This window comes from Nocardiopsis nanhaiensis, assembly GCF_054778635.1.
Map to the genome: position 1 here is coordinate 43,418 of NZ_BAAGZJ010000028.1, position 19,836 is coordinate 63,253.

The 19,836-nt window shown below is 68.1% G+C and carries 22 protein-coding genes and 1 pseudogene; 20 read left to right on the top strand and 3 right to left on the bottom strand.

Translation table 11 applies throughout. The features are described 5' to 3' along the window. Positions 1 to 23: 23 nt before the first annotated feature. The 5 genes from ACYVD1_RS15340 to ACYVD1_RS15360 are packed head-to-tail and all read left to right on the top strand — an operon-like array spanning position 24 to position 4,192. Positions 24 to 860, top strand: a complete 837-nt coding sequence (locus ACYVD1_RS15340; RefSeq protein WP_460759003.1) for an enoyl-CoA hydratase/isomerase family protein — start codon at positions 24 to 26, stop codon at positions 858 to 860. Positions 861 to 914: 54 nt separating this feature from the next. Then, positions 915 to 1,883, top strand: a complete 969-nt coding sequence (locus ACYVD1_RS15345) for a glucosyl-3-phosphoglycerate synthase (RefSeq protein ID WP_460759007.1) — start codon at positions 915 to 917, stop codon at positions 1,881 to 1,883. Further along, on the top strand, positions 1,877 to 2,737 hold the full coding sequence (gene folP, locus ACYVD1_RS15350; protein WP_460759012.1) for a dihydropteroate synthase: 861 nt from the start codon (positions 1,877 to 1,879) through the stop codon (positions 2,735 to 2,737). The genes ACYVD1_RS15345 and folP overlap by 7 nt, the downstream gene beginning before the upstream one ends. A 10-nt stretch (positions 2,738 to 2,747) precedes the next feature. Then, positions 2,748 to 3,443: a class III extradiol ring-cleavage dioxygenase family protein gene (locus tag ACYVD1_RS15355; RefSeq protein WP_460759015.1), complete on the top strand. Its 696-nt coding sequence runs from the start codon at positions 2,748 to 2,750 to the stop codon at positions 3,441 to 3,443. Beyond that, positions 3,428 to 4,192, top strand: coding sequence for a pyrimidine reductase family protein (locus ACYVD1_RS15360; RefSeq protein WP_460759019.1), 765 nt, complete (start codon positions 3,428 to 3,430; stop codon positions 4,190 to 4,192). The genes ACYVD1_RS15355 and ACYVD1_RS15360 overlap by 16 nt, the downstream gene beginning before the upstream one ends. A gap of 165 nt (positions 4,193 to 4,357) precedes the next feature. On the opposite strand, the gene ACYVD1_RS15365 is transcribed toward ACYVD1_RS15360, so the two are convergent. Next, complete coding sequence (locus ACYVD1_RS15365) at positions 4,358 to 4,711, bottom strand: transposase (RefSeq protein ID WP_460759022.1); 354 nt, start codon at positions 4,709 to 4,711, stop codon at positions 4,358 to 4,360. Positions 4,712 to 4,888: 177 nt separating this feature from the next. Here ACYVD1_RS15365 and ACYVD1_RS15370 point away from each other — a divergent pair, with 177 nt between their 5' ends. From ACYVD1_RS15370 to ACYVD1_RS15415, 10 genes and pseudogenes are all read left to right on the top strand, one after another. Next, entirely contained in the window at positions 4,889 to 5,476 is a 588-nt protein-coding gene (locus ACYVD1_RS15370; RefSeq protein WP_460759026.1) for a hypothetical protein, read from the top strand. After that, a complete protein-coding gene (locus ACYVD1_RS15375; RefSeq protein ID WP_460759119.1) occupies positions 5,470 to 6,024 on the top strand; it encodes a flavoprotein in 555 nt (184 codons plus the stop codon). The genes ACYVD1_RS15370 and ACYVD1_RS15375 overlap by 7 nt, the downstream gene beginning before the upstream one ends. Before the next feature lie 265 nt (positions 6,025 to 6,289). Then, positions 6,290 to 7,579 (top strand): methyltransferase, FxLD system, encoded by a 1,290-nt coding sequence (gene fxlM, locus ACYVD1_RS15380; protein WP_460759029.1) that lies wholly within the window; start codon positions 6,290 to 6,292, stop codon positions 7,577 to 7,579. Between the two features lie 5 nt (positions 7,580 to 7,584). Next, positions 7,585 to 7,785 (top strand): FxLD family lanthipeptide, encoded by a 201-nt coding sequence (locus ACYVD1_RS15385; RefSeq protein ID WP_460759033.1) that lies wholly within the window; start codon positions 7,585 to 7,587, stop codon positions 7,783 to 7,785. A 92-nt stretch (positions 7,786 to 7,877) separates the two neighbouring features. Further along, positions 7,878 to 10,907, top strand: coding sequence for a lantibiotic dehydratase (locus tag ACYVD1_RS15390; RefSeq protein WP_460772653.1), 3,030 nt, complete (start codon positions 7,878 to 7,880; stop codon positions 10,905 to 10,907). Then, positions 10,904 to 12,139 carry a lanthionine synthetase C family protein gene (locus tag ACYVD1_RS15395; RefSeq protein WP_460759041.1) on the top strand — a complete coding sequence of 412 codons (1,236 nt, stop codon included), beginning with the start codon at positions 10,904 to 10,906 and terminating at the stop codon, positions 12,137 to 12,139. The genes ACYVD1_RS15390 and ACYVD1_RS15395 overlap by 4 nt, the downstream gene beginning before the upstream one ends. Continuing rightward, positions 12,121 to 13,113, top strand: coding sequence for a thiopeptide-type bacteriocin biosynthesis protein (locus tag ACYVD1_RS15400; protein ID WP_460772655.1), 993 nt, complete (start codon positions 12,121 to 12,123; stop codon positions 13,111 to 13,113). The genes ACYVD1_RS15395 and ACYVD1_RS15400 overlap by 19 nt, the downstream gene beginning before the upstream one ends. 119 nt (positions 13,114 to 13,232) lie before the next feature. Next, positions 13,233 to 13,508, top strand: a pseudogene (locus tag ACYVD1_RS15405) (helix-turn-helix domain-containing protein); the annotation flags it as partial. A gap of 51 nt (positions 13,509 to 13,559) precedes the next feature. Continuing rightward, the gene (locus ACYVD1_RS15410) at positions 13,560 to 14,582 is read left to right on the top strand and encodes a hypothetical protein (RefSeq protein ID WP_460759129.1); all 1,023 of its coding nucleotides are present in this window, start codon (positions 13,560 to 13,562) and stop codon (positions 14,580 to 14,582) included. A 23-nt stretch (positions 14,583 to 14,605) separates the two neighbouring features. Next, positions 14,606 to 15,085 (top strand): NUDIX domain-containing protein, encoded by a 480-nt coding sequence (locus ACYVD1_RS15415; protein ID WP_460772657.1) that lies wholly within the window; start codon positions 14,606 to 14,608, stop codon positions 15,083 to 15,085. Positions 15,086 to 15,241: 156 nt separating this feature from the next. Here the strand turns inward: ACYVD1_RS15415 and ACYVD1_RS15420 are convergent, their stop codons facing one another. Both ACYVD1_RS15420 and ACYVD1_RS15425 read right to left on the bottom strand, forming a co-directional pair. Then, positions 15,242 to 15,430 carry a DUF397 domain-containing protein gene (locus tag ACYVD1_RS15420; protein WP_460759054.1) on the bottom strand — a complete coding sequence of 63 codons (189 nt, stop codon included), beginning with the start codon at positions 15,428 to 15,430 and terminating at the stop codon, positions 15,242 to 15,244. 6 nt (positions 15,431 to 15,436) lie between these two features. Next, entirely contained in the window at positions 15,437 to 16,246 is an 810-nt protein-coding gene (locus ACYVD1_RS15425) for a helix-turn-helix domain-containing protein (protein ID WP_460759059.1), read from the bottom strand. A 447-nt stretch (positions 16,247 to 16,693) separates the two neighbouring features. Here ACYVD1_RS15425 and ACYVD1_RS15430 point away from each other — a divergent pair, with 447 nt between their 5' ends. From ACYVD1_RS15430 to ACYVD1_RS15450, 5 genes are all read left to right on the top strand, one after another. After that, complete coding sequence (locus ACYVD1_RS15430) at positions 16,694 to 17,041, top strand: ATP-binding protein (RefSeq protein WP_460772660.1); 348 nt, start codon at positions 16,694 to 16,696, stop codon at positions 17,039 to 17,041. A 185-nt stretch (positions 17,042 to 17,226) separates the two neighbouring features. Continuing rightward, the gene (locus ACYVD1_RS15435) at positions 17,227 to 17,499 is read left to right on the top strand and encodes a hypothetical protein (protein WP_460759065.1); all 273 of its coding nucleotides are present in this window, start codon (positions 17,227 to 17,229) and stop codon (positions 17,497 to 17,499) included. A gap of 390 nt (positions 17,500 to 17,889) precedes the next feature. Continuing rightward, positions 17,890 to 18,288: a hypothetical protein gene (locus ACYVD1_RS15440; RefSeq protein WP_460759068.1), complete on the top strand. Its 399-nt coding sequence runs from the start codon at positions 17,890 to 17,892 to the stop codon at positions 18,286 to 18,288. Between the two features lie 464 nt (positions 18,289 to 18,752). Beyond that, positions 18,753 to 19,100, top strand: a complete 348-nt coding sequence (locus tag ACYVD1_RS15445) for a hypothetical protein (RefSeq protein WP_460759073.1) — start codon at positions 18,753 to 18,755, stop codon at positions 19,098 to 19,100. 132 nt (positions 19,101 to 19,232) lie between these two features. Next, positions 19,233 to 19,751, top strand: coding sequence for an SAF domain-containing protein (locus ACYVD1_RS15450; protein WP_460759125.1), 519 nt, complete (start codon positions 19,233 to 19,235; stop codon positions 19,749 to 19,751). The last annotated feature ends 85 nt before the right edge of the window (positions 19,752 to 19,836 follow it).

Consider the following 19,836-nt stretch of genomic DNA (forward strand, 5'->3'; position numbering starts at 1 on the left):
GTCGGATCTACGAAAGGACGCCCATGCAACACAAGAGGGAAGAGTGGAAGGAACTCGGGCTGGACTTCGGGGTCCAGAACGGCGTGGCCCTGTTGATCCTGAACCGGCCACACGTGCGCAACGCCGTCGACCGGCCCCTCCGCAGAGCTCTCCTCGACGCTCTCGACATGGTATCCCTCGACCCGGGCATCCGGGCCGGCCTCGTCACGGGGGCGGACGGGGCCTTCTCCTCAGGTGCTGACCTTGGTCAGGAGGACGTGCACGATACACCCCCCGAGTACCGGCGCGGTAACGGAGTGCACGTCAGACGCGAGGACGGACTCAGGTTCGGGTGGTGGCGCGTCATCGAGAAGGTGTGGACCAACACCAAGCCGATCGTCGCCGCGGTGTCCGGCCCCGCCTACGGGTTCGGGGCCAACTTCGCGTTCGCCTGCGACGCGGTCATCGCGGGTCGGAGCGCGCGCTTCTGTGAGGTGTTCGTCCGGCGCGGACTGCCGCTGGAGGCGGGTGGCGCCTACCTGCTGACACGCAGCCTTAGCGCCGTCCGGGCGAAGGAGCTCGCCCTGTTCGGGGACGCGCTGTCCGCTGAACGCGCCGAGGAGTGGGGGCTGGTGAACCGCTGCGTGCCCGACGACGAGGTGCTCCCGACCGCCACGGAGTGGGCGGAACGCCTGGCGTCCGGTCCGACGATCGGAATCTCGCACATCAAGTCGCAGATCAACAACGCCTTCGACATGAGCATCCAGCAGACTTGGCGCGAAGAGGCCACGTTCCTGGGGATCGGACCCGGCGACACCGACTCGACGGAGGCAATGAGGTCCTTCGTGGAAAAGCGGGAACCCCGTTTCACCGGCAGTTGAACCTTGCCGGGTCGGGGAAGAGAGCGTGCTCTAGGCTTGCCGCTGGGAGGTTTTGTGAGCATCACGTCCTTCGAAAACCGTACCTACCGGTGGTGGGACTGGTCCGTGGAGGACCTGGTCGCGCTGAAGGCACGTCTGGGGGTGACGGTCAGCCTGGTGATACCGGCCCGCGACGAGGAGGCCACCGTGGGCGGCGTCGTCGCCCGGATCCGGGCAGACCTCGTGGAGAGGCACCCCCTGGTCGACGAGATCGTCGTGATGGACTCTGATTCCACCGACGGCACCGGTGCACGGGCTCGGGAGGCCGGGGCCGCCGTGCACCGCACCCTCGACGTGCGACCCGACCTCGGTCACCATCGGGGCAAAGGGGAGGCCGTGTGGAAGTCCCTCTTCGTCACCTCCGGTGACATCGTTGCCTTCCTGGACGCCGACTTGGTCGAGTGGGACACCCATTTCGTGTCCGGCCTGCTAGGCCCCGTGCTCACGGATCCCGAGGTTTCGCTTGTGAAGGCTTTCTACGACCGGGTGCTCGACCTGCCGGGAGCGCCGGCCACCGCGGAGCCCGAGGGCGGTAGGGCCACCGAGCTGGTCGCCCGGCCCACCATCGCCCTGCGCTGGCCGGAGCTCGCGGGCGTCATCCAGCCCCTGTCCGGGGAGTGGGCGATCCGGCGTGACCTCATCGAGAGCCTGCCGATCCCAACCGGCTACGGCGTTGAGCTGGCCGTCCTGGTCGACACGCACCTGCGCAGTGGCGTGGACGCGATCGCCCAGGTCGATATGGGGCGGCGGGCCCACCGGCACCAGGGCCTGCGCGGACTCGGCTCCATGGCGACCGAACTGCTCGCCGTCGCCGACCGGCGGATCGGGTTGGAACACGGCCGAGACGACGTCGAGATACGCCAGTACGGGTCTGGAGGAGCCGTGATCACCAATAGTGTCAGCGTCGTCGAGCGCATGCCTGCGGGCAAGGTCGATCCTGGGCCGCGGGTCCACGGAGTCCAGGAGGCGGTGGGCCGGTGCTGAGGCTGCGCGGCAGGGAGTACGCCGCTGACACCGCGCTGGTCATGGCGATCGTCAACCGCACCCCTGACTCCTTCTACGACAAGGGCGCCACTTGGGACGACGGTCCTGCCTTCGAGCGTGTGCGCCGGGTGGTGGACGAGGGCGCCGACATCGTCGACATCGGCGGTATCAAGGCGGCTCCAGGCCACGAGATCGACGCAGACGAGGAGAAGCGCCGCGTCGTCGACTTCGTCGCCGCGGTCCGGGCCGAGTTCCCCGATCTGGTCATCAGCGTGGACACCTGGCGGGCCTCGGTGGGGGAGGCTGTCTGCCAAGCTGGGGCCGACCTGCTCAACGACGCCTGGGGTGGGCACGACCCGGGGCTGGCCGAGGTCGCCGCCAAGTACGACATGGCCATGGTGTGCACCCACACCGGCGGGGTCACGCCCCGCACCCGGCCGCACCGGATAGCCTACGAGGACGTGGTGCGCGATGCCATCGACTCCACCGTGGCCCAGGCGCGGAGAGCGGTCGCGCTGGGGGTCGATCCCGGGTCCGTTCTCATCGACCCCGCGCACGACTTCGGAAAGAACACCTGGCACTCGCTGGAGCTGACCCGTCGACTCGACGAGATGGTGGCGACCCGGTGGCCGGTCCTGGTGTCCCTGTCCAACAAGGACTTCGTCGGCGAGACTCTCGATCTCCCGCTCACCGAGCGCCTAACCGGCACACTCGCGGCGACCGCTGTGTCGGCATGGCACGGGGCTCAAGTCTTCCGCGTCCACGAGGTCGTGGAGACCCGGCAGGTACTGGACATGGTCGCCACTATCAGGGGTGTGCGGCCACCGGCTCGAACGGTTCGGGGGCTGGCGTGAGGAGCACTACATGATCGTGGGTGCCGCGGTGTGCCCGCACCCGCCGCTGCTCCTGCGGGAGCTGACCGGCGGACAGGACGTCGCCGCCGAGCTGCGCGAGGCCTGCGGGTCGGCCCTGTCCGCGCTGCTGGCACACTCCCCGGACGTGGTGCTCGTCGTCGGCGGGGCCGAGGTGAGATCCGGCCACCGGCTCGGACCCGTGCCGGTCCGCGCCTACGGTGGCACCGGTGAGCGGGTACGCCAGGACGAGACGCTGCCGCTCAGCCTGGGGGTAGCTCGACGCCTGCTCGACGACAATGGTACTGCGGTCCCCGTCGAGACGGTCACGGTGGCCTGGGACGCCACGCTCGGGCAGGTGGAGGACCTGGCCGTCTGGATCGCAGCGCGTCCCGAACGGGTCGCCCTGCTCGTCATGGGCGACGGCAGCGCCCGGCGAGGGGCGAAAGCCCCCGGCCACCTGGACGAGCGCTCCTTCGGCTTCGACGAGGGCGTGCGCCGCGCGCTGGCCAGGGGCGACGCGGCGGCACTGCTCCACCTGCCCCCCGGCCTCGCTGCGGAACTGATGGCGGCCGGGAGAGCCGCCTGGCAGGTCATGGCCTCGGCAGCGGCCCAGACTGCAGAACCGGTCCGGGCCAAGCTGCTGTACGCTGACGACCCCTTTGGGGTCATGTACCTGGTGGCGGTGTGGTCGTGCGGCTCCTCCTGAACGACGTCGCCCCCGGTGCTGCCGCGCCGGGCGACACCTTGGGTGCGGAGGAGCTGGCGCGGCTCTACGCCTGGCCCGACACCACCGACCGTCCCTGGGTGCGCGGCAACATGGTCACGACTCTGGACGGCGCGGCGGCGGGCGCCGATGGTCGGAGCGGGTCGATCAACACGGACGCTGACCATGTGGTCTACACGCTTCTGCGCGACCTCGCTGACTTGGTGCTGGTCGGCGCGGGGACCGCGCGGACCGAGAGCTATCGGCGCGTCTCGCCACGCACCGGCACACACCGGGAGCAGGCCCTGGCCGAGGGGAGGGGCCCTTGGCCCGCCCTGGCTGTGGTCAGCCGCAGCGCCCAGGTGCCGCCGCTTCTAGCCGCCGACCACCCCAACCGGGGCCAGCTCCTCATGGTGACGTGCGCCGGGGCCCAGGGACTGGATCATGCCCAGGAGACCCTTGGGCCGGACCAGGTGATCGTCGCAGGAGATTCCGAGGTGGATCTGCCTGCTGCGGTGGCCGCACTGCACGAACGCGGCCTGTCGCGGATCCTGTGCGAGGGCGGCCCCCACCTGCTGCGCGACGTGGTGGCGGCAGACCTGCTCGACGAACTCTGCCTGACCGTCGTCCCGATGCTGGCCGGCGGTCCGCAACAGCGCATCACCGCTGGTGCTGACGTGGACCGGTCGCTGGTACCGCGCCTGCTAATCGAGTCCGAGGGGACCCTGCTCCAACGCTGGACGCGTCTCTGACGGCGCCCCACGCCTACCCGTCCTCGTGATCGGTCCGCCGAGGATTCGCCCGGGTGCTCGGGAAATGGATCTGTCCCAGGGATGGATCCCTCCGGAATGCCGTTGCCGAGCACGAGTGGGCCGAGAAGCAGGCCTTACTTCTCTCGGGAGCGGGGGGTCTGGCGCTCAACCGCCATGATGTAGCAAAAAGGGTGGGCCGCTGCCCCGGTCAGTGACTGGTGGCCACCAACGACCACCGACCAGGACACATATTCCCCGGCAACGATTAACGTGAAGTTGCTGATGCTCCAAAGACGCAAGTCGTTTTGCGATTCGTGTGGTGCCGGGCCTGTCTCCAGTGTCGATCTCGGCCTGGCTGACCCAGTTGCGCAGGGTCTCGCGGTTGATGCCGAGCTGGTCGGCGGTGCGGGCGATGGCCCCGTCGCGTGTGGCTGGGTCTCGGCGGGCTTCCAGGGTCATCCTGGTTGCGCGTTCACGCAGCTCATCGGGGTACTTCCTCGGTGCTGCCAGGTCTCTCATCCTTCCCAGGATTGAGAGCCTCCATCAGACCCGGTACGAACCACTTACCACGTCAGCGCGAGTGTGTTGCTCAAGTGCGACGAACGAGGGCTGGCCTGGTTGGCCGCCGACCGGAGCTTCAGGGCGGCGCAAGCCACGCGGAATCCAGTGCTGATCGGCTCCAGTAGCAGGGTGTACGTGCGCGCATTCATGCGCGAACGCCGCTACCGGGCCGCCGCTGATCTCGCCGTGGCCTCCGCAGAGGGTGTCGAACGCGCCGAGGCGTCCTCGGCTCCGGCCGCACGGTCGGTGTACGGCTCTCTCCTGCTGAGCGGAGCCGTCGCCGCAGCCAAGCACGAGGGCCGTGACCAGTCGCTGTCCCTCTTGGACGAAGCACAGGAGACTGCGAATCGGCTCGGCGGAGACCACAACCACCGATGGACCGCTTTCGGCCCTACCAACGTGCTCCTGCACCGGGTGAGCACAGCGGTGGAGTTGGGCGATGCGGGTCAGGCCATTCACCAGGCGCGCGGCATCGACCCGTCACACGTCGCGTTGACCGAACGGAAGGTGGTCCTGCACGTGGACACGGCCCGGGCGTTCACGCAGTGGGGCAAGCTACGCCAGGCTCACACCGCCCTGATGGCCGCCGAGAACCTGGCACCGGAGGAAGTGGCTGAACGCCCGATGGTCCACTCACTCATCCGAGAGCTGCGCGCACGCTCCACCGGTCACCTCAAGCGGGATCTCACCAGCATGGCTGATCGCGTGGGTGTTGCCTGGTGAGCGAGCCCAAGACCCTCTATGTCGTCGTCTGCGCGGCTGGACCGGCTGAGCAGGTGGACAGGCTCATCACTCCAGCTCTGGAACAGGGATGGAAAGTCCAGGCGATCGCCACCCCCACTGCCCTGGACTTCTTCGATCCTCGTTCCGTCAAGGAACTCACGGGCCGACCGGTACGCAGCCAGTACCGGGCTCCGGGCATGCCGCGCTCCCCGAAGGCGGACGCGGTCATCGTCGCCCCCGCGAGCTTCAACACGATCAACAAGCTCGCCAACGGCACCGCTGACAACTACGCCCTGGACGTCCTCAACGAGGGGATCGGGCTCGGGCTCCCGTTGGTCGTCCTGCCGTTCGTGAACTCGGCCTACGCTCAACGACTCCCGTTCCGGCGCAGTATTGCTTCCCTGCGTGAGGAGGGGGTCCGGGTGCTGTTGGGGGAGGGGGAGTTCGTGCCTCATCCCCCGGGGCAGGGCGGGGATGTCTTCGACAGCTTCCCTTGGCAGCAGGCACTCAGCGCGGTGGCGGAGCAGGTCACCGGAGGCACGGACTAACGGCTGTGCGGCGCTGGCGCGTGACGTGCGCCTTCTTGCGAGACCTCGCGCCCGTCGCCTCGTCGCATGTGGGGGTTCCACTCCCGCTGTCCCTCGCGTCACCGCACTTGTTCTCCACCGCGGGATGTATCGATATTCGCAGTTGAAACCCACTGAATCGAACACTGCGCATACATCGAACACGGAGATTATGCGCGTGCGCATAGGTCTGCGGACGCTGCCACGGGAAACTGCTCTCGCCGAGTAACCAACGGGGAGAGGCCCAGTGACAACAGACGCGACCGGAGAGACGGTCAAGTCTCCGGACGAGCTACGCACCGCCATGGTGGACGCCCTCAGCGAACCCGGGGCCCTGGGCGGCGAGAGCCTTGCACCCGGGGTGGAATTGGCGTTGAGGTCGGTCCAGCGCCACCGCTTCGCGCCCGAGGCCAGCCTGGAGGAGGCCTACGACCCCTTCACCGCGGTGGTCACCAAACACGACGAGCACGGCGTGGCCACCAGCTCGGTCTCGGCCCCGCAGGTTCAGGCGATGATGCTCCAACAGGCCCAGCTCGAGCCCGGGCACCGGGTACTGGAGATCGGCAGCGGAGGCTACAACGCCGCCCTGATCGCCGAACTGGTCGGCCCCTCCGGCGAGGTCACCACCGTCGACATCGACCCGCAGATCAGCGGCCGCGCCCGGGCGCTGCTCCAGGACAACGGTTACCCGCAGGTGGGGGTGGTGACCGCTGACGCCGCGCACGGGCTGGCCGAGCACGCGCCCTTCGACGCCGTCATCGTCACGGCCGGGGCCTGGGACATTCCGCGCGCGTGGGTCGAGCAGTTGGTCGAGGGCGGCCGGCTGGTGGTACCGCTGCGGATGCGCAATCTGACTCGCTCCATCGGCTTCGTCAGGGCTGGTGACTACCTGACGTCCACCTCGGTCCTGATGTGCGGGTTCGTGCCCATACAGGGCGAGGAGGAGCACCGGGAGACCTTGGTACTGGTCAACGGCACCGAGGAGATCGCCCTGCGCTTCGACGACGAGGTGCCCGCTGACCCGCACCTGTTGGACAACGCGGTGCGCACGCCGAGGGTCGAGCTGTGGACCGGGGCCACGGTCGCGCTTCGGGAGCTGATCGGCGGTCTGCAGCTGTATCTGGCGACCACATTGCCGGGCTTTTGCACCATGGCCCTCGACCCGGACCTGGACACCGGCCTGGTCGCGCCCGACAACCACCGCTTCTCGATGGCCGCGGTCGACGGCGGCGACTTCGCCTACCTGGTCACACGCCGTACCTGCGACAACGCATCCGTGGAGTACGGGGTGCACGCCTTCGGGCCAACTGCACAGGCCCTCGCTGAGCAGGCCGCGGCGCGGATCCGTGAATGGGCGCACGGTCAGCGTCACGGCCCGGGGCCCCGCATCGACGTCTACCCGGCTTCGACGCCTGTCGGCGAACTTCCCGACGAGCTGGTGGTCACCAAGCGGCACACCCGCCTGACGTTCTCCTGGCCCGAGCCGTCCAACGGCGCTTCGGGGCAGGTTCCACCCCCTGAAAACGAAGGAGAGTGATCCACATGATGACTTCCCCCAGCGGCGGTACGGCTCTGGCCGAGCCACCGTCCCCGGTGCTGGACGATGAGTTCTCGCTGGACGTGCGGGTCGTGGTGACGTCCCACCCCAACGGCAAGCTGACCTGCAACACCAACGACGGGTGCGGCAACACCTGCCAGGGCACCGCCTCGGCCTGCAACAGCTACGTCGGCGACCCGCTCTGACCCGTGCCCGGAGACGGCGGGTGTGACGGGACCCTGCCCGCGCACCCGCCGTCTGCACTCTGGGCTCATCAACGACACGGAGGGAGGACACGATGGCCGGTAGGCCACCCGCCTACCGATGGCGGGGCCCGGTCCTGCTGCGGGCGAGCACTTCACCCGCTGGCTTGGACATCCCCACGGACCTGTTCGACGGTCCGGACTCCACCTCGGCCACAGGTTGGCTTGCCCGCGTCTGGGAGCGGACTGAGGTGCGCAACGCTGTAGACCAGGCCAACCCCGGTCTGCGCACTCAGATCGACAAGGTCCTGGCCGGTGATGTCACTGGGCCCAAACGAGTTCGGTCGACGGTCCTTTCCGTGGTGGCCTACGTCCTGCGCTGGCGGCGACCCACCCCGTTCGGTCTGTTCGCCGGCGTCGCACCGGCCACGGTCGGCGAGGTCCCTGCGGTTCGGTGGGGCGACGACCACCGGATGGTCGCGCGAGCCGACGCCGAATGGGTCGCCGACATCATCGGCCACCTCCACCGGTTCCCCGCTCTCGTGGAACGGCTGGACGTCGTTGCCAACAACACCGGCCACGTGCGCGGCGGTCGACTGGTGGTGCCGGGCCAGTCCGCGGACGGACACACCCCCCTCGCCGCACCCATCGAGGTCTCCGTCCGCTACAGCGCACCGGTGGCCCACGCACTGGACACCGCACGGACCCCCATCCGCCACAGCTGTCTGCACGAACACCTGAACACGGGCTTCCCCACCGCAGGGCCCGAACGCATCACCGGACTGCTGGACCAACTCATCGACCGCCACCTGCTGCACACCAGCCTGTGGGCGCCCATGACCCACACCGATGCTCTAAGCCAGCTCTGTCGGGAACTCGACCGAGTCGGCGCCCACGACATCGAAGAGATCGCCCACCTGGTCGACTTCCTGCGCACGGCACACAAGGAACTGACCGGCCCCCTGCCCAGCACTTCCTGGCCGACTCTCGCCCCAGTGGCCGTACAGATGCGCTCCTTCACCGACGTCACCCCGACTCCCGTGATCGCTGACACGGGACTGGATGCTCACCTCCAGGTTCCTCCGGCTGTGCCGAGAGCCGTCGAAAAAGCAGCCGATGCGCTTATCCGAGCCACCCCCAACCCCTTCGGAGCTCCGCACTGGCGCGACTACCACCACCGCTTCCGCAGCAGTTACGGCCCAGGTGCGGTGGTCCCGGTGCTGGAGCTGGTCGCAGACAGCGGACTGGGCTGGCCTGCTGGATACCTCGGTGCCGCCCGCAAACGCTCACCCCGCTTGAGCACCGATCGCGACGCCCTCTTCCTGGACCTGGTCCAGCACGCCACGGTGCAGGGCAGCGGGGAGATCATTCTGGACGAGGACCTCATCGCCCGCCTGGGACCAGCAGTAGGGGAGAGGACCACCCTTCCTCCGCAGGTCGAGATGTGCGTACGCCTGCACACCCCCACCGCACGAGCCCTGGCCGAGGGCGACTTCACCCTCGAAGTCGGCGGCCTCCCGCGCCCGGGCAGCAGCCTGCTGGGGCGCTTCGCCCACCTGTTGCCCGAGCACGAACAGCAGCTCGTCGCTGACAGCTACACCCATCCGGATCCGGACGTGCTCACTGCACAGCTGACCTTCCCACCCCGCAAACGGCGCAACGACAACATCACCCGGACTCCCCGCTTCCTGCCCCACGTGGTGCCTTTGGCCCAGCACCCGGGCTCCGATGCTGGCGTGATCGATCCGGCCGACCTGGGCGTCACCGCCGATGCCGAGCACCTCTATCTGCTGCGCATCTCCACAGGCCAACGCCTGCACCTCCAGACCGCGCATGCCCTGGAGACCGGAACGCAGACCCCTCCGCTGGCCCGGTTCCTGTCCGAGATCACCACCGCCCGCCACGCCCTCTACGGTGCCTTCGACTTCGGAGCCGCCAGCCGGCTCACCTACCTGCCTCGTGTCCGCTACCGGAACACCGTCCTGGCGCCGGCCCGGTGGCGCCTCCCCGACCTTCGAACCGTCGACAAGGGGGAATGGGACAGGGCACTCCTCGCTTGGTGCAAACGCTGGCGGGTCCCGGAGCGGGTGGTCCTGGTCGAGCAGGACCGACGCCTCCCGCTGGATTTGGACGACCGGGTCCACCGGCAATTCCTGCAACAGCGCCGCACCCACCACGGCCACCTAGAGCTGCGCGAAGACCTGACACCACAGGGAGCTTCGTGGCCCGGACGGCCACACGAACTCGTCTTCGCCCTGCACCGCCGCGAGGAGACCCCAACGCCTCCGTTCATCGCGAAGCCGGCTGCCCGCCCCGTACCCCAGCTCCCCGGTAGCGGAGTCCTCACCGTCGACCTGTTCGCTCACCCGGACCGGTTCGACGAGATCCTCACCGACCACCTTCCGGAGCTGGTCGAAGCCCTGCCTGAGGAGTCCCGGTGGTGGTTCACCCGCCACCGCGACCTGCTGCACCCCGACTCCGACCCCTACCTGCGGATCCACCTGCTCACCCCGACCGACACCGGCACCGGGACCGTGAACAGGCTGCACACCTGGGCCCAAGGGCTCCGAGAGCAGCGACTGCTCGGGCACCTTTCGCTGACCACCGCCACATCCCAGACCGGCCGCTACGGACACGGACCCGCCATGGACGCGGCACAGACCGTCTTCGCCGCGGACACCACCGCCGCCCTGGCACAGATCCGGTCGACTCGCACGTTCGGCCTCCCCTCCGCGGCCCTGGCCGCAGCCAGCATGCTCCGACTGGCCAGCGACTTCGCCTCCACCCCGCGGGAAGGACGCAATTGGCTGATCGCTCTGCAGCACACCCCCGGGCCCGTCGATCGAACCCACCGCCGCCAAGCCATGGAACTGGTTGATCAGACACATATCCCCGGCTCGGACCCGGGCGGCCGGATCCTCGCCCGGGCCTGGGACGAGCGTGCACTGGCCCTGGCCCGTTACCGCGAGCACCTCGCAACCCAGCGAGCCCCGGAAGCCGTGCTCCGCTCCCTACTCCACCTCCACCACGTGCGCACCCTCGGAGTCAGCCCCGACCAGGAAGCCGCCACGATCCGCACCGCGCGCAGCCTGGCCCTGGCCCAGCGGGCACGGAGCCCGCGATGACCCCCCTGGTTACAGCAGCGCCCCACGACTCCCCGGGCGCCCTCGCAGACCACTTCGCCGCGAACCTGGCCACCCCCGTACCTGCGGAGGAACCCTGGCAGGGACAGTCCCTTGCCCAGGGAGCCGCCGGGACCGCCCTGCTGCACGTGGAGCGCGCTCACACGGGGTTGGGGAGCTGGCAGCAGGCCCATCGGTGGATCCGTACCGCTACGGCCCACCCCGTCAGCGCCGCCGACACCGCCGGCCTCTACCTCGGAGCACCCGCGATCGCGTTCACCCTGGAAGCGGCCGCGCGGGGAGACGGCCGCTACCGAGAACCTCGCGAGGCCCTACGCACACACGTGCGCGAGCTCGCCCACCGGCGAGCGGAATCGGCCATGGAACGCATCCACCGCGGCGACCTGGCGACCTTCGCCGAGTACGACACCTTCTACGGTCTCACCGGACTCGGCGCCCACCTGCTGGCCTACGACGCACGCAGTGACGCCCTGGAACGGGTCCTGACCTACCTGGTCGCGCTCACACGGCCTCAGACCGTGGACGGACGTGCCCTTCCGGGCTGGTGGGTCTCACATGACCCCCACCGAGGCCACTCCGCCCACTTCCCCGGTGGGCACGCCAACCTCGGTACCGCACACGGCATCACCGGAGTCCTGGCACTCCTGAGCCAGGCCGCCCGACGCGGCGCCACCGTGGACGGTCACCACGAAGCCATCGCCACCATCGGTACCCACCTGGACACCTGGCGTCAGGACACCGAGTACGGACCCTGGTGGCCCGAACACCTCACCGCGGACACCCTCGACTCAGGGATCCCGCACCAGCAGGGCCCGGGCCGCCCTTCCTGGTGCTACGGAACCCCCGGCATCGCCCGAGCCGGACAACTCGCCGCCATCGCCACCGGGGATCCGGCACGTCAGAGCGCTTTCGAGGATGCCTTGAGCCGCTGCCTGTCCGACTCCGTCCAGCTGGGCCGAATCACTGACACCAGCCTGTGCCACGGCTGGGCTGGCCTGTACCAGACCACCTGGCGCGCCGCCCAGGACGCGGTTACTCCAGCGCTGGTCTCCCACCTGCCGAACCTGGCCCGGCAGTTGAGGCGGCACGCACATGCTGCCGTCGACGACGCCGGGTTCCTGGAAGGGGGCGCGGGCACCGCCCTGGCCCTGATGACCGTGCAGACCGACCGACGCCCGCGATCGAGGTGGGACTCATGCCTGCTGATCGACTGAAACCCTCTCCGCCCCGGCCTGCCGCCCAACAGCAAGCACCCCGTGGTCACGCCGCCGTACACCGAGCCGTGCTCGAGGCACTGCGTGGCGCCGACCTCAGGCGGGCGGCCGAGCGGTCCGGGATGACCCCGGCGGACTTGGAAGCGGCAGTGGAGGTGTACCACCGGGCAGGACAGCAGGCCCTGGCCGAACAGTCCGGCTGGTGGCAGGCCAACGTCGAGTTCACCGCCTGGGAGGACGCAGACCAGACCGCCGCTCAGCGCCTTGTCCCGTCGCTGGACGACAGCGGTGCCGAGTGGTGGTTCATCCGCAAGTACCCCTGCTGGCGCATTCGCCTGCGGGCCGACTCCACGGCTACGAGAGCAGCCGTGGGCCGCACCTTGGAGGAACTCACCCGAGGCGGTCACCTGCGCACGTGGACGACCGGGATCTACGAACCCGAGGTGCCCGCCTTCGGAGGGCCGGTGGGCATGGAAATCGCCCACCGGCTCTTCCCCGCTGACAGCCGGTCCGTTCTCGAGCACGTCTCCCGTGAACGCGGGGCCTTGGGGCGCCGGGAGCTCTCCATCCTCCTGTGCGTCACGCTCATGCGCGCTGCCGGGCTGGAATGGTTCGAACAGGCCGATGTCTGGGACCGGGTCTGTCGAGAACGCCCGCTGCCGGAGGGTGTGTCCACCGAGCGGCTGCGCGAACTGGCCGGAACCGTTCGGGTGCTCCTCCTCGCCGACACGGTTCGCGAGGGGAGCATGTTCGGGTCCGGCGGCCCCGCGGAACACGTCAGCGCATGGGCGCAGGAATTCCGTTCTGCGGGCGAGGACCTGTGGACGTCCTGGCGTTCAGGGAATCTTGAACGAGGGCTGCGCGCCCTGGTCTGCTACCACGTGATCTTCCACTGGAACCGGATGGGCCTGACCTCCGCTACACAGAGTGTGCTGGCCCATGCGGCCAAGGAGGCCGTTCTGGAGACGGACTGAACATGCCAGCCCAGGAGTTGCTCGGGTCCGTGGGCTTACGAAAAGCCCACGGCGTGAAGCGGATACGCGGCTACTCTGGAGACTTCTCGTTGCACCCCCAGGTGACGAAAGGGCTCCCGATGCGCTGCGGCAACTGCGGACGCTCACGTGACGGGACCCGCGCCGCCTGCGAGTGCGTACCAGCCTGGGTGTGGCTTGCCCCGGAGGTGGTCGCCGCGGTGCGCGAACGGGACGCTCAAGCGGTGATCCGGTTTCTGAGGCACCTAGCGGAACCCCTGTCGCAGGAAGCCCTGGCCCGCATGTGCGGGGTGGCTCAGAGCACGATCAACCGCGCGGAGGCCGGTCGTGGGCTGACGGATCGCCGAAAGGCGGTCGAGGCCCTCCGCGGACTCGGCGCACCCCTGGACCGAGAACCCCAGGGCCCATCACTGACGACCACCGATCTCATGCCTGATGCCACGGGAGAGCGGAGCAATGGGGACCAGGGCCGTGAGGTTGAGGCGGTGCGGGCGGTCCTCCTGGACTACCGCCATAGCTTTCCCGGATTTCCGACTCCAGCACGCGATGAGGACGCTCCCCAGCTGGTTTCGCTGCGCCGCGAGGTGGACGCGGCCATGGCCGCTTACCAGGCGTCCGACTATCGGCAGGTTCTGCGACTGCTTCCCGCCCTTCTGGAGCGAACCAGGGCAGCACTGACCTCCTGTTCAGGACAGAAGCGCCGGTCCGCTGAAGCCCTTTTCGCCTTGTCGGCCCAGGCCTGCGCCATGGTGCTCACCAAGCTCGGTGAGACGGAACTGGCGTGGATAGCGGCGGAGCGCGGTCTGAATGCCGCCATGGTCTGTGAGGACCTGGCTGTCCAAGGGGCTTTGTTGAGGTCGAGCGTGCACGCCTTGCACTCCTGCGGACAGCACCAGACGGCCCTGGCTATGACAGCCGACGCGGCTACTTACCTGCGCCACAGGGGGAAGAGCCGATCCCATGACCCGCGCATGCTGTCCGTCTACGGGACTCTCCTGCTGCCCGGAGCGGTGGCCGCCGCCCGCAGTGGTGACCGTGCCACCGCCAACGACTATCTGGATGAGGCACAGAAGTCCGCTGAACGCCTAGCTCGGGATGCCAACCACATGTGGACGGCCTTCGGCCCGACCAATGTGGCCCTTCACCGTGTGACCGTAGCCGGAAGCCTCGATCATCCGCATACGGTTCTCGCGTTGGGCAGGGGGATCGACACTGCTCGCCTGCCGGTGGAGAGAAGGGTCCGTCACCTCTTCGAGCTCGCGCAGGCTCTGGTCGCGGTCAACGATGTTCCTGGGGCCGCTGACCGCATGCTGGAGGCGGAGGGGCTGTCCGCCTCCCACGTCCACCGCCACATGATGAGCCAGCAGATCGTGGCCCGGATGCTGCGTTCGGAGGCCGGTCGAAGGGACCGGAGAGTGGTCGCTCTGGCGCACCGGATGGGGACCTCCTGATGTTGGGCCGTTAGTGTCGGGCCATGGCCTCTGATCCCACCGAATCCTTTGCCCGCCCTCGCGTCGCGGCGGGTGTGCTGTTCTTCGACCGGGAGGGGCGGGTGATGCTGGTGGTCCCCTCCTACAAGGATTACCTGGAGATTCCCGGTGGCTACATCGAGCACGGTGAGAGCCCGAGCCAGGCCGCGGTCAGGGAGGTCAAGGAGGAGTTCGGTATCACCCCGCCGATCGGCCGACTCCTCGCCGTCGACTGGGCGCCCAACCCCGCCGAGGGCGACAAGGCGTTGTTCGTCTTCGACGGCGGGGTTCTGGACGGGGAGTGGCTGGACCAGATCAGTCTGGATCCGGCAGAGCTGACCGGTTACGGGTTCCACGGTGTGGACTCGCTTGCTGAGGCCACTATCGACCGGCTCGCTCGCCGGATCACTTACGCTGTTGCTGCTCGTGCGGAGGGGACGACGGTCTACCTGGAGAACGGCCAGCCCGCTGTGGGGGTTGGTTAGCGGGCTGACAGGTGTCTGTCCGTCAGCTGACGAGCGTGGCCTGGGGTGGGCGCCACGGAGTTCTCCGGCCCGGGCGCCGAGCTCCAAAGCGTCCCACTCGACCGCGTCCCAGTAGCGGGAAAAGGTGTCGAGAAATGTATCCGTCGTCCGCGTGCATTAGCTCTGAAGAGTGTGCAAGAGGTTAATCCATTCAGTGCTGCGGAAAGAAAGGTGTCCCTTTCTGCGGTGCTGCGTATCGCGCATCGCCACTTCTCTGCTTCGGTTTGCGACCTCAACACACTGGCCGCCGTGCCCTCCGCTGTAACTGGACTTACGCCAGTTCTTCCATGCGTTCTCCACGGTCACCTTCTTCTACTTGTATTTTTCGTCCAGTAGCTGCTGGACCAGAGTCCGGGTCTCTTGCTGATCCAGTGCTGCTTCCTGAACTTTGCGAAACAGGCCCTGGTAGTAGGAGGTCTCGGTCTGCTGCTCCAGGAACATGCCACCGATTGCATACTCGATGTAGACCGCGTCGCCGGAACGGACCCCCTCGATGAGGTCCGGGAAGCGGAGAAGAACGAAGTTTCCCTCGGTCGCAACATGTGCCCCGGCGGTGAAAGGTACACAGCGGAGGTCCAGATTGGGCAGGTTCATCATCTCTAGGAGATGGACGAGCTGTTCCCGCATGACCTCTGTGCCGCCGACCACCCGGTGGAGCGCGGACTCGTTGAATACCACTGAGAAACGAAGTGGATTCTCTCCGGTCAGACGTTTCTGTCGGTGCACTCGGGCAGCTGCCCGGCCGTCAGTACGGTCGGTGTCGTCCTCCGTCACCGCGCTGACAAGCGCACTCGCGTAGTCGAAGGTCTGACACAGGCCGGGGACCAGAGCGTCCTCGTAGTTGTCCAGTTCGGCGGCTTCGGATTCTGCTCCGAGGTATGGGGCGAACCAGCTCGGTACTGTGCTGGTCTGCCACCACCCCGGTTCCCGCTGCCGGGCCAGGTCTACAAGCTTGTTTCGATCTTCCTCGCGGAGCTTGTACATGTCGCTCAGGGCATAGACGACGGCGGGCGGCCAGGGGTGCTCGCTCTTCTCGTACTTGCTGAGCGTTCCGGCTGAGACACCCACTTGGACGGCAGCGTCCCCAGCCCGTACCTCTGCGGCAAGGCGTGCTTCGCGCATGACCCGCGAGAGAGTTCTGCGCGCGATTCCGACGCTTGGCGCCACTGGTGTGCTCCCGGGGGTTCTAGGTTGCTGGGCTCGTACGCCCCAGTTTGGCGCATCCGAAGAGGGACAACCACCGAACGAAAGATAGATGGACGAAAATTTCGTCTAAAGTGCTTGCGTCTACATTGCTTGAGTGTGAGACTCGAGGCGTGTTGAGCTGGTGACCCTGAGGGAGGCTCCTCGCAGAACCTCCGGCCTGTCCGGGGTCGCCGTCGAGAGCGAATTTGTCTCATGGAGGGCGTTATGTGTAGTGATCGGATACCTGGACCTCGGCGGCCCGGTGGTGGGGTGGGGCGGTCGTCCGCACGATGGGTCTATACCGGCGGGACCTGCGCTGATGTGGCGCGGGCTCGCAAGTGGATTGCGGGGCAGCCTCCACTCCAGGGCGGGCGCGGGTTCTGGGTGGAGCTGGTGGTCAGCGAGCTGGCCACCAACGCGGTGCGCCACACCGCGACCGGGGAGCGGCACGGGCGGATGGGGCTGTCCCTGGAACTCTTGGGCCACCGGGCGGTGCTGGTCGGGGTGCTCGACCAGGGGCCCCGGGCGGGCCAGGCAGCGATGGTTCCGCAGTTGGTGGACCGGGAGCCGGGGGAGATGAACCCCGGCGGCCGGGGCTTGTGGTTGGTGGACCGGATCGCCGATTACTGGTGGTGGGAGGGGCGGCGGGGCCTGCCCTTGCACTTGCGGGCGATCATCCGCCTGGACCGCGATCCGGACCTGGGCGAGACCGGGCTGGAGCTGGCCAGCTAAGAGCGCAAGGTGCGTAGCGAGGGCAGGTAGTCGCGGTGGGAAGCGCAGTCCCGGTGCACAGGGGCCATCGACACCCGCGCGCACACTCTTCGCACGCACCCCTGTAAGGACGCAGTGCGCCCGGGCCGGTGTTGGTACCACCGGCCCGGGCTGATCAACCCCCTGAACTGAGCAGGAGGAAGACTATGCAGAACTCTAGCGGTGGCAGGCACCGCAGGCCCAGGGAATCGATGGCCTCGCGGCTGTGGTGGGTGTTCGCCTCGGTGGTGGCTTGGAGTATCGCGCAGGTGATCGGCGCACCCACGCGCACCGAACCGAGGGCTGCGCTGGTGGCGGCGCCGAGGCGGCTGGAGCTGGCCCCGGCCCCGGTGTGTACACACAGGATGCCGATACAGGTGTGGGCCGACCCGGACGAGGTCGCGGGTGCCCTGGTGCGGCCCTACATGCTCAGGCAGTGAGACCGGGGAAGTAGGAAGAGGGGCGGGCGGTACCTGTGGGGTGCCGCCCGCTTCGTTGCGCTGGGTGAGGTCCGACTTCGCGGCGGATCCGCTCTGGTTGCCGTGTTTTCGCAGTTGGGAAAGTTGGACACAGTGAGCGCGTGAGGTGTCCGACAGTTTTTCTTGGACGGAGTGCCAGAAGTCCCTTGTGCGGAGGGTAATCGGCAGGCTACGTTCTCATGCGTCGCTAGGGGTGATGGTTTGATCACTCAAAGGAGTTGTTCGTTGGGTCGTGGGTTTGTGCTGCCTGTACTGGCTTCGGTGCTCATCGCGGGGTGCTCTGAGGACGAAGCCCCGGACACCGAACCGGTGGTGCGATCCTCGCCTCAAGCAGCGGAAACGGAGACAGTCGTGACCTCTGAAGAGGAGGCTGTCGACGTTTACCAGCAGTTCTGGGACGCCATCGTGGCCGCCGCCGTCGCACCCGACCCGGACGCCCCTGAGCTGGAGGAGCACGCTGCGGGGCAGGCCTTGGAGTTGGCCCGGCACGGCTTGGAGGCTGTGCGCGACTCAGGGCGGGGGATGGAGGGTGAACCCGTCATGGATCCCGAGGTGGTTGCTACCTCCGAGGGGCCTGACGGGCAGCCGGTGGAAGTCGCGATCGAGGACTGCCAAGCGTCGCAGGAATGGCGGATGTCGGGAGATGACCCAGTGGACGAAGGCGACATTCTGGTGACGGCCACCGTTCGGCACGATCTCTTCGACTGGTGGGTCGTCGAGATGCGGATCTGGGGTGAGGGCGAGTGCTGAGCACGGCCCTGGCCGGAAGTGCGCTGCTGCCCTTACTGGCGTTCGCTGCGCCCTCAGACAACTCCTTGAGGTTCAACGGCGCAGCAGAGTGCGGTCAAACCGGTACCGCCGGTTGTTCGGTGAGTGCTGGTGTAGAACGTTCATCGGCCGCCGAGCAAGGATCCGGTCGCTCCTCCGTCAGGCCGGATGAGGGCTCGACAGGTGTGGTGACAGCCCGTTCGGGGTGCAGCCAGCGGCGGGAAGCCGATCGCGCGAACTCCGCGGTGCAGAGTTGTTCGGTCGGGACCTTGTCGCCATCTGGGCCCACCGAAACCCCCGTAGTCGATCCGCGAACGGTCGCTGAGCAAGCCCGAGCGGAGATGGCGCTGCCTTCCCCCACACCGGGCTCATCGCCGGCGCCCGGCACCCCGACGGTGATCCGTTTCCCCCTGTGGCTCTGGGTGGACGCGGACTCTTGGGAACCGGTGAGCGCTACAGCCTCGGTGTCCGCGGGCTCGGTGACCGTCATAGCTACACCCACCACAGCCCGGTGGGACATGGGCGACGGGACCGTTGTGGACTGCGCAGGTCCCGGAACCGTCTTCGCTCCGGACTCCCACGATGCCGACGATTCCTCGCCGGACTGCGGCCACACCTACACCCGCGCCTCCAAGGGGGAGCCGGGTGGCCGCTTCCCCGTCTCGGTGGATGTGGTCTGGTCCGTGCGCTGGTCGACCACTGCCGCTGGCGGCGGATCCCTGGACGACCTGACGACCAGCGCGACCACCTCGGTGCGGGTGACCGAGGTCCACGCGCTCGTCAACGAAAGCTGACACACCCTCCAACCCTCGAAGGGCGACATGACACCCACCGTTCTCAATCCGGACAAAGCCGATCGGAAGAGTTCAGTTCGCTCCCGCCTTTCCCCGGACCGCCGTCGCAGGTGGAAGAAGCCCTTGGCCGGGGTGACCGTCACCCTGCTCGGCGCAGTCGTCGCCGCCTGGGCCGCAGCGTATGAGGAGCCATCGGTCCCTCTCCTGGTGGCCTCCGCCGAACTGGCCTCGGGTGAGGCGCTCACCGAATCCGACGTGCGCGTGGTGCACGCCCACGGGGTCGAAGACCTGGATCTCGTGCACCCGGACGAGGTGGTCGGCAGCCACACCGCGGTACCGATTCCCGCCGGCGCGGTGGTGACGTCCTCCATGCTCGCCGACGACGCGGCCTGGCCCGGGTCCGGTACCGCGGTCGTTTCCTTGGAGACCCAGCCCGGGGTGCTGCCCGACTCCGCCAGCGAGGGCGCACCGCTGCTCGTCTTCGCCGAGGACAGCGATCCGCTCGCTGTCCGGTTGCACTCGCTGGGCCAGGAGGGCGAACTCAGCGGCACGCGGGTGATCGAGCTGCTGGTCGACGCCGACGATGCGCAGGCACTCGCGCGGGCCGTCGCGGTCGAAGACCTGCGCCTGGTGCTGATGGCCGAACAGTAGAACCACGAGAACAACGGGGGAGAAGATGATCGTCGCGGTGTGTTCGTTGTCAGGAGCACCGGGGGTCACCACGCTGGCCACAGCG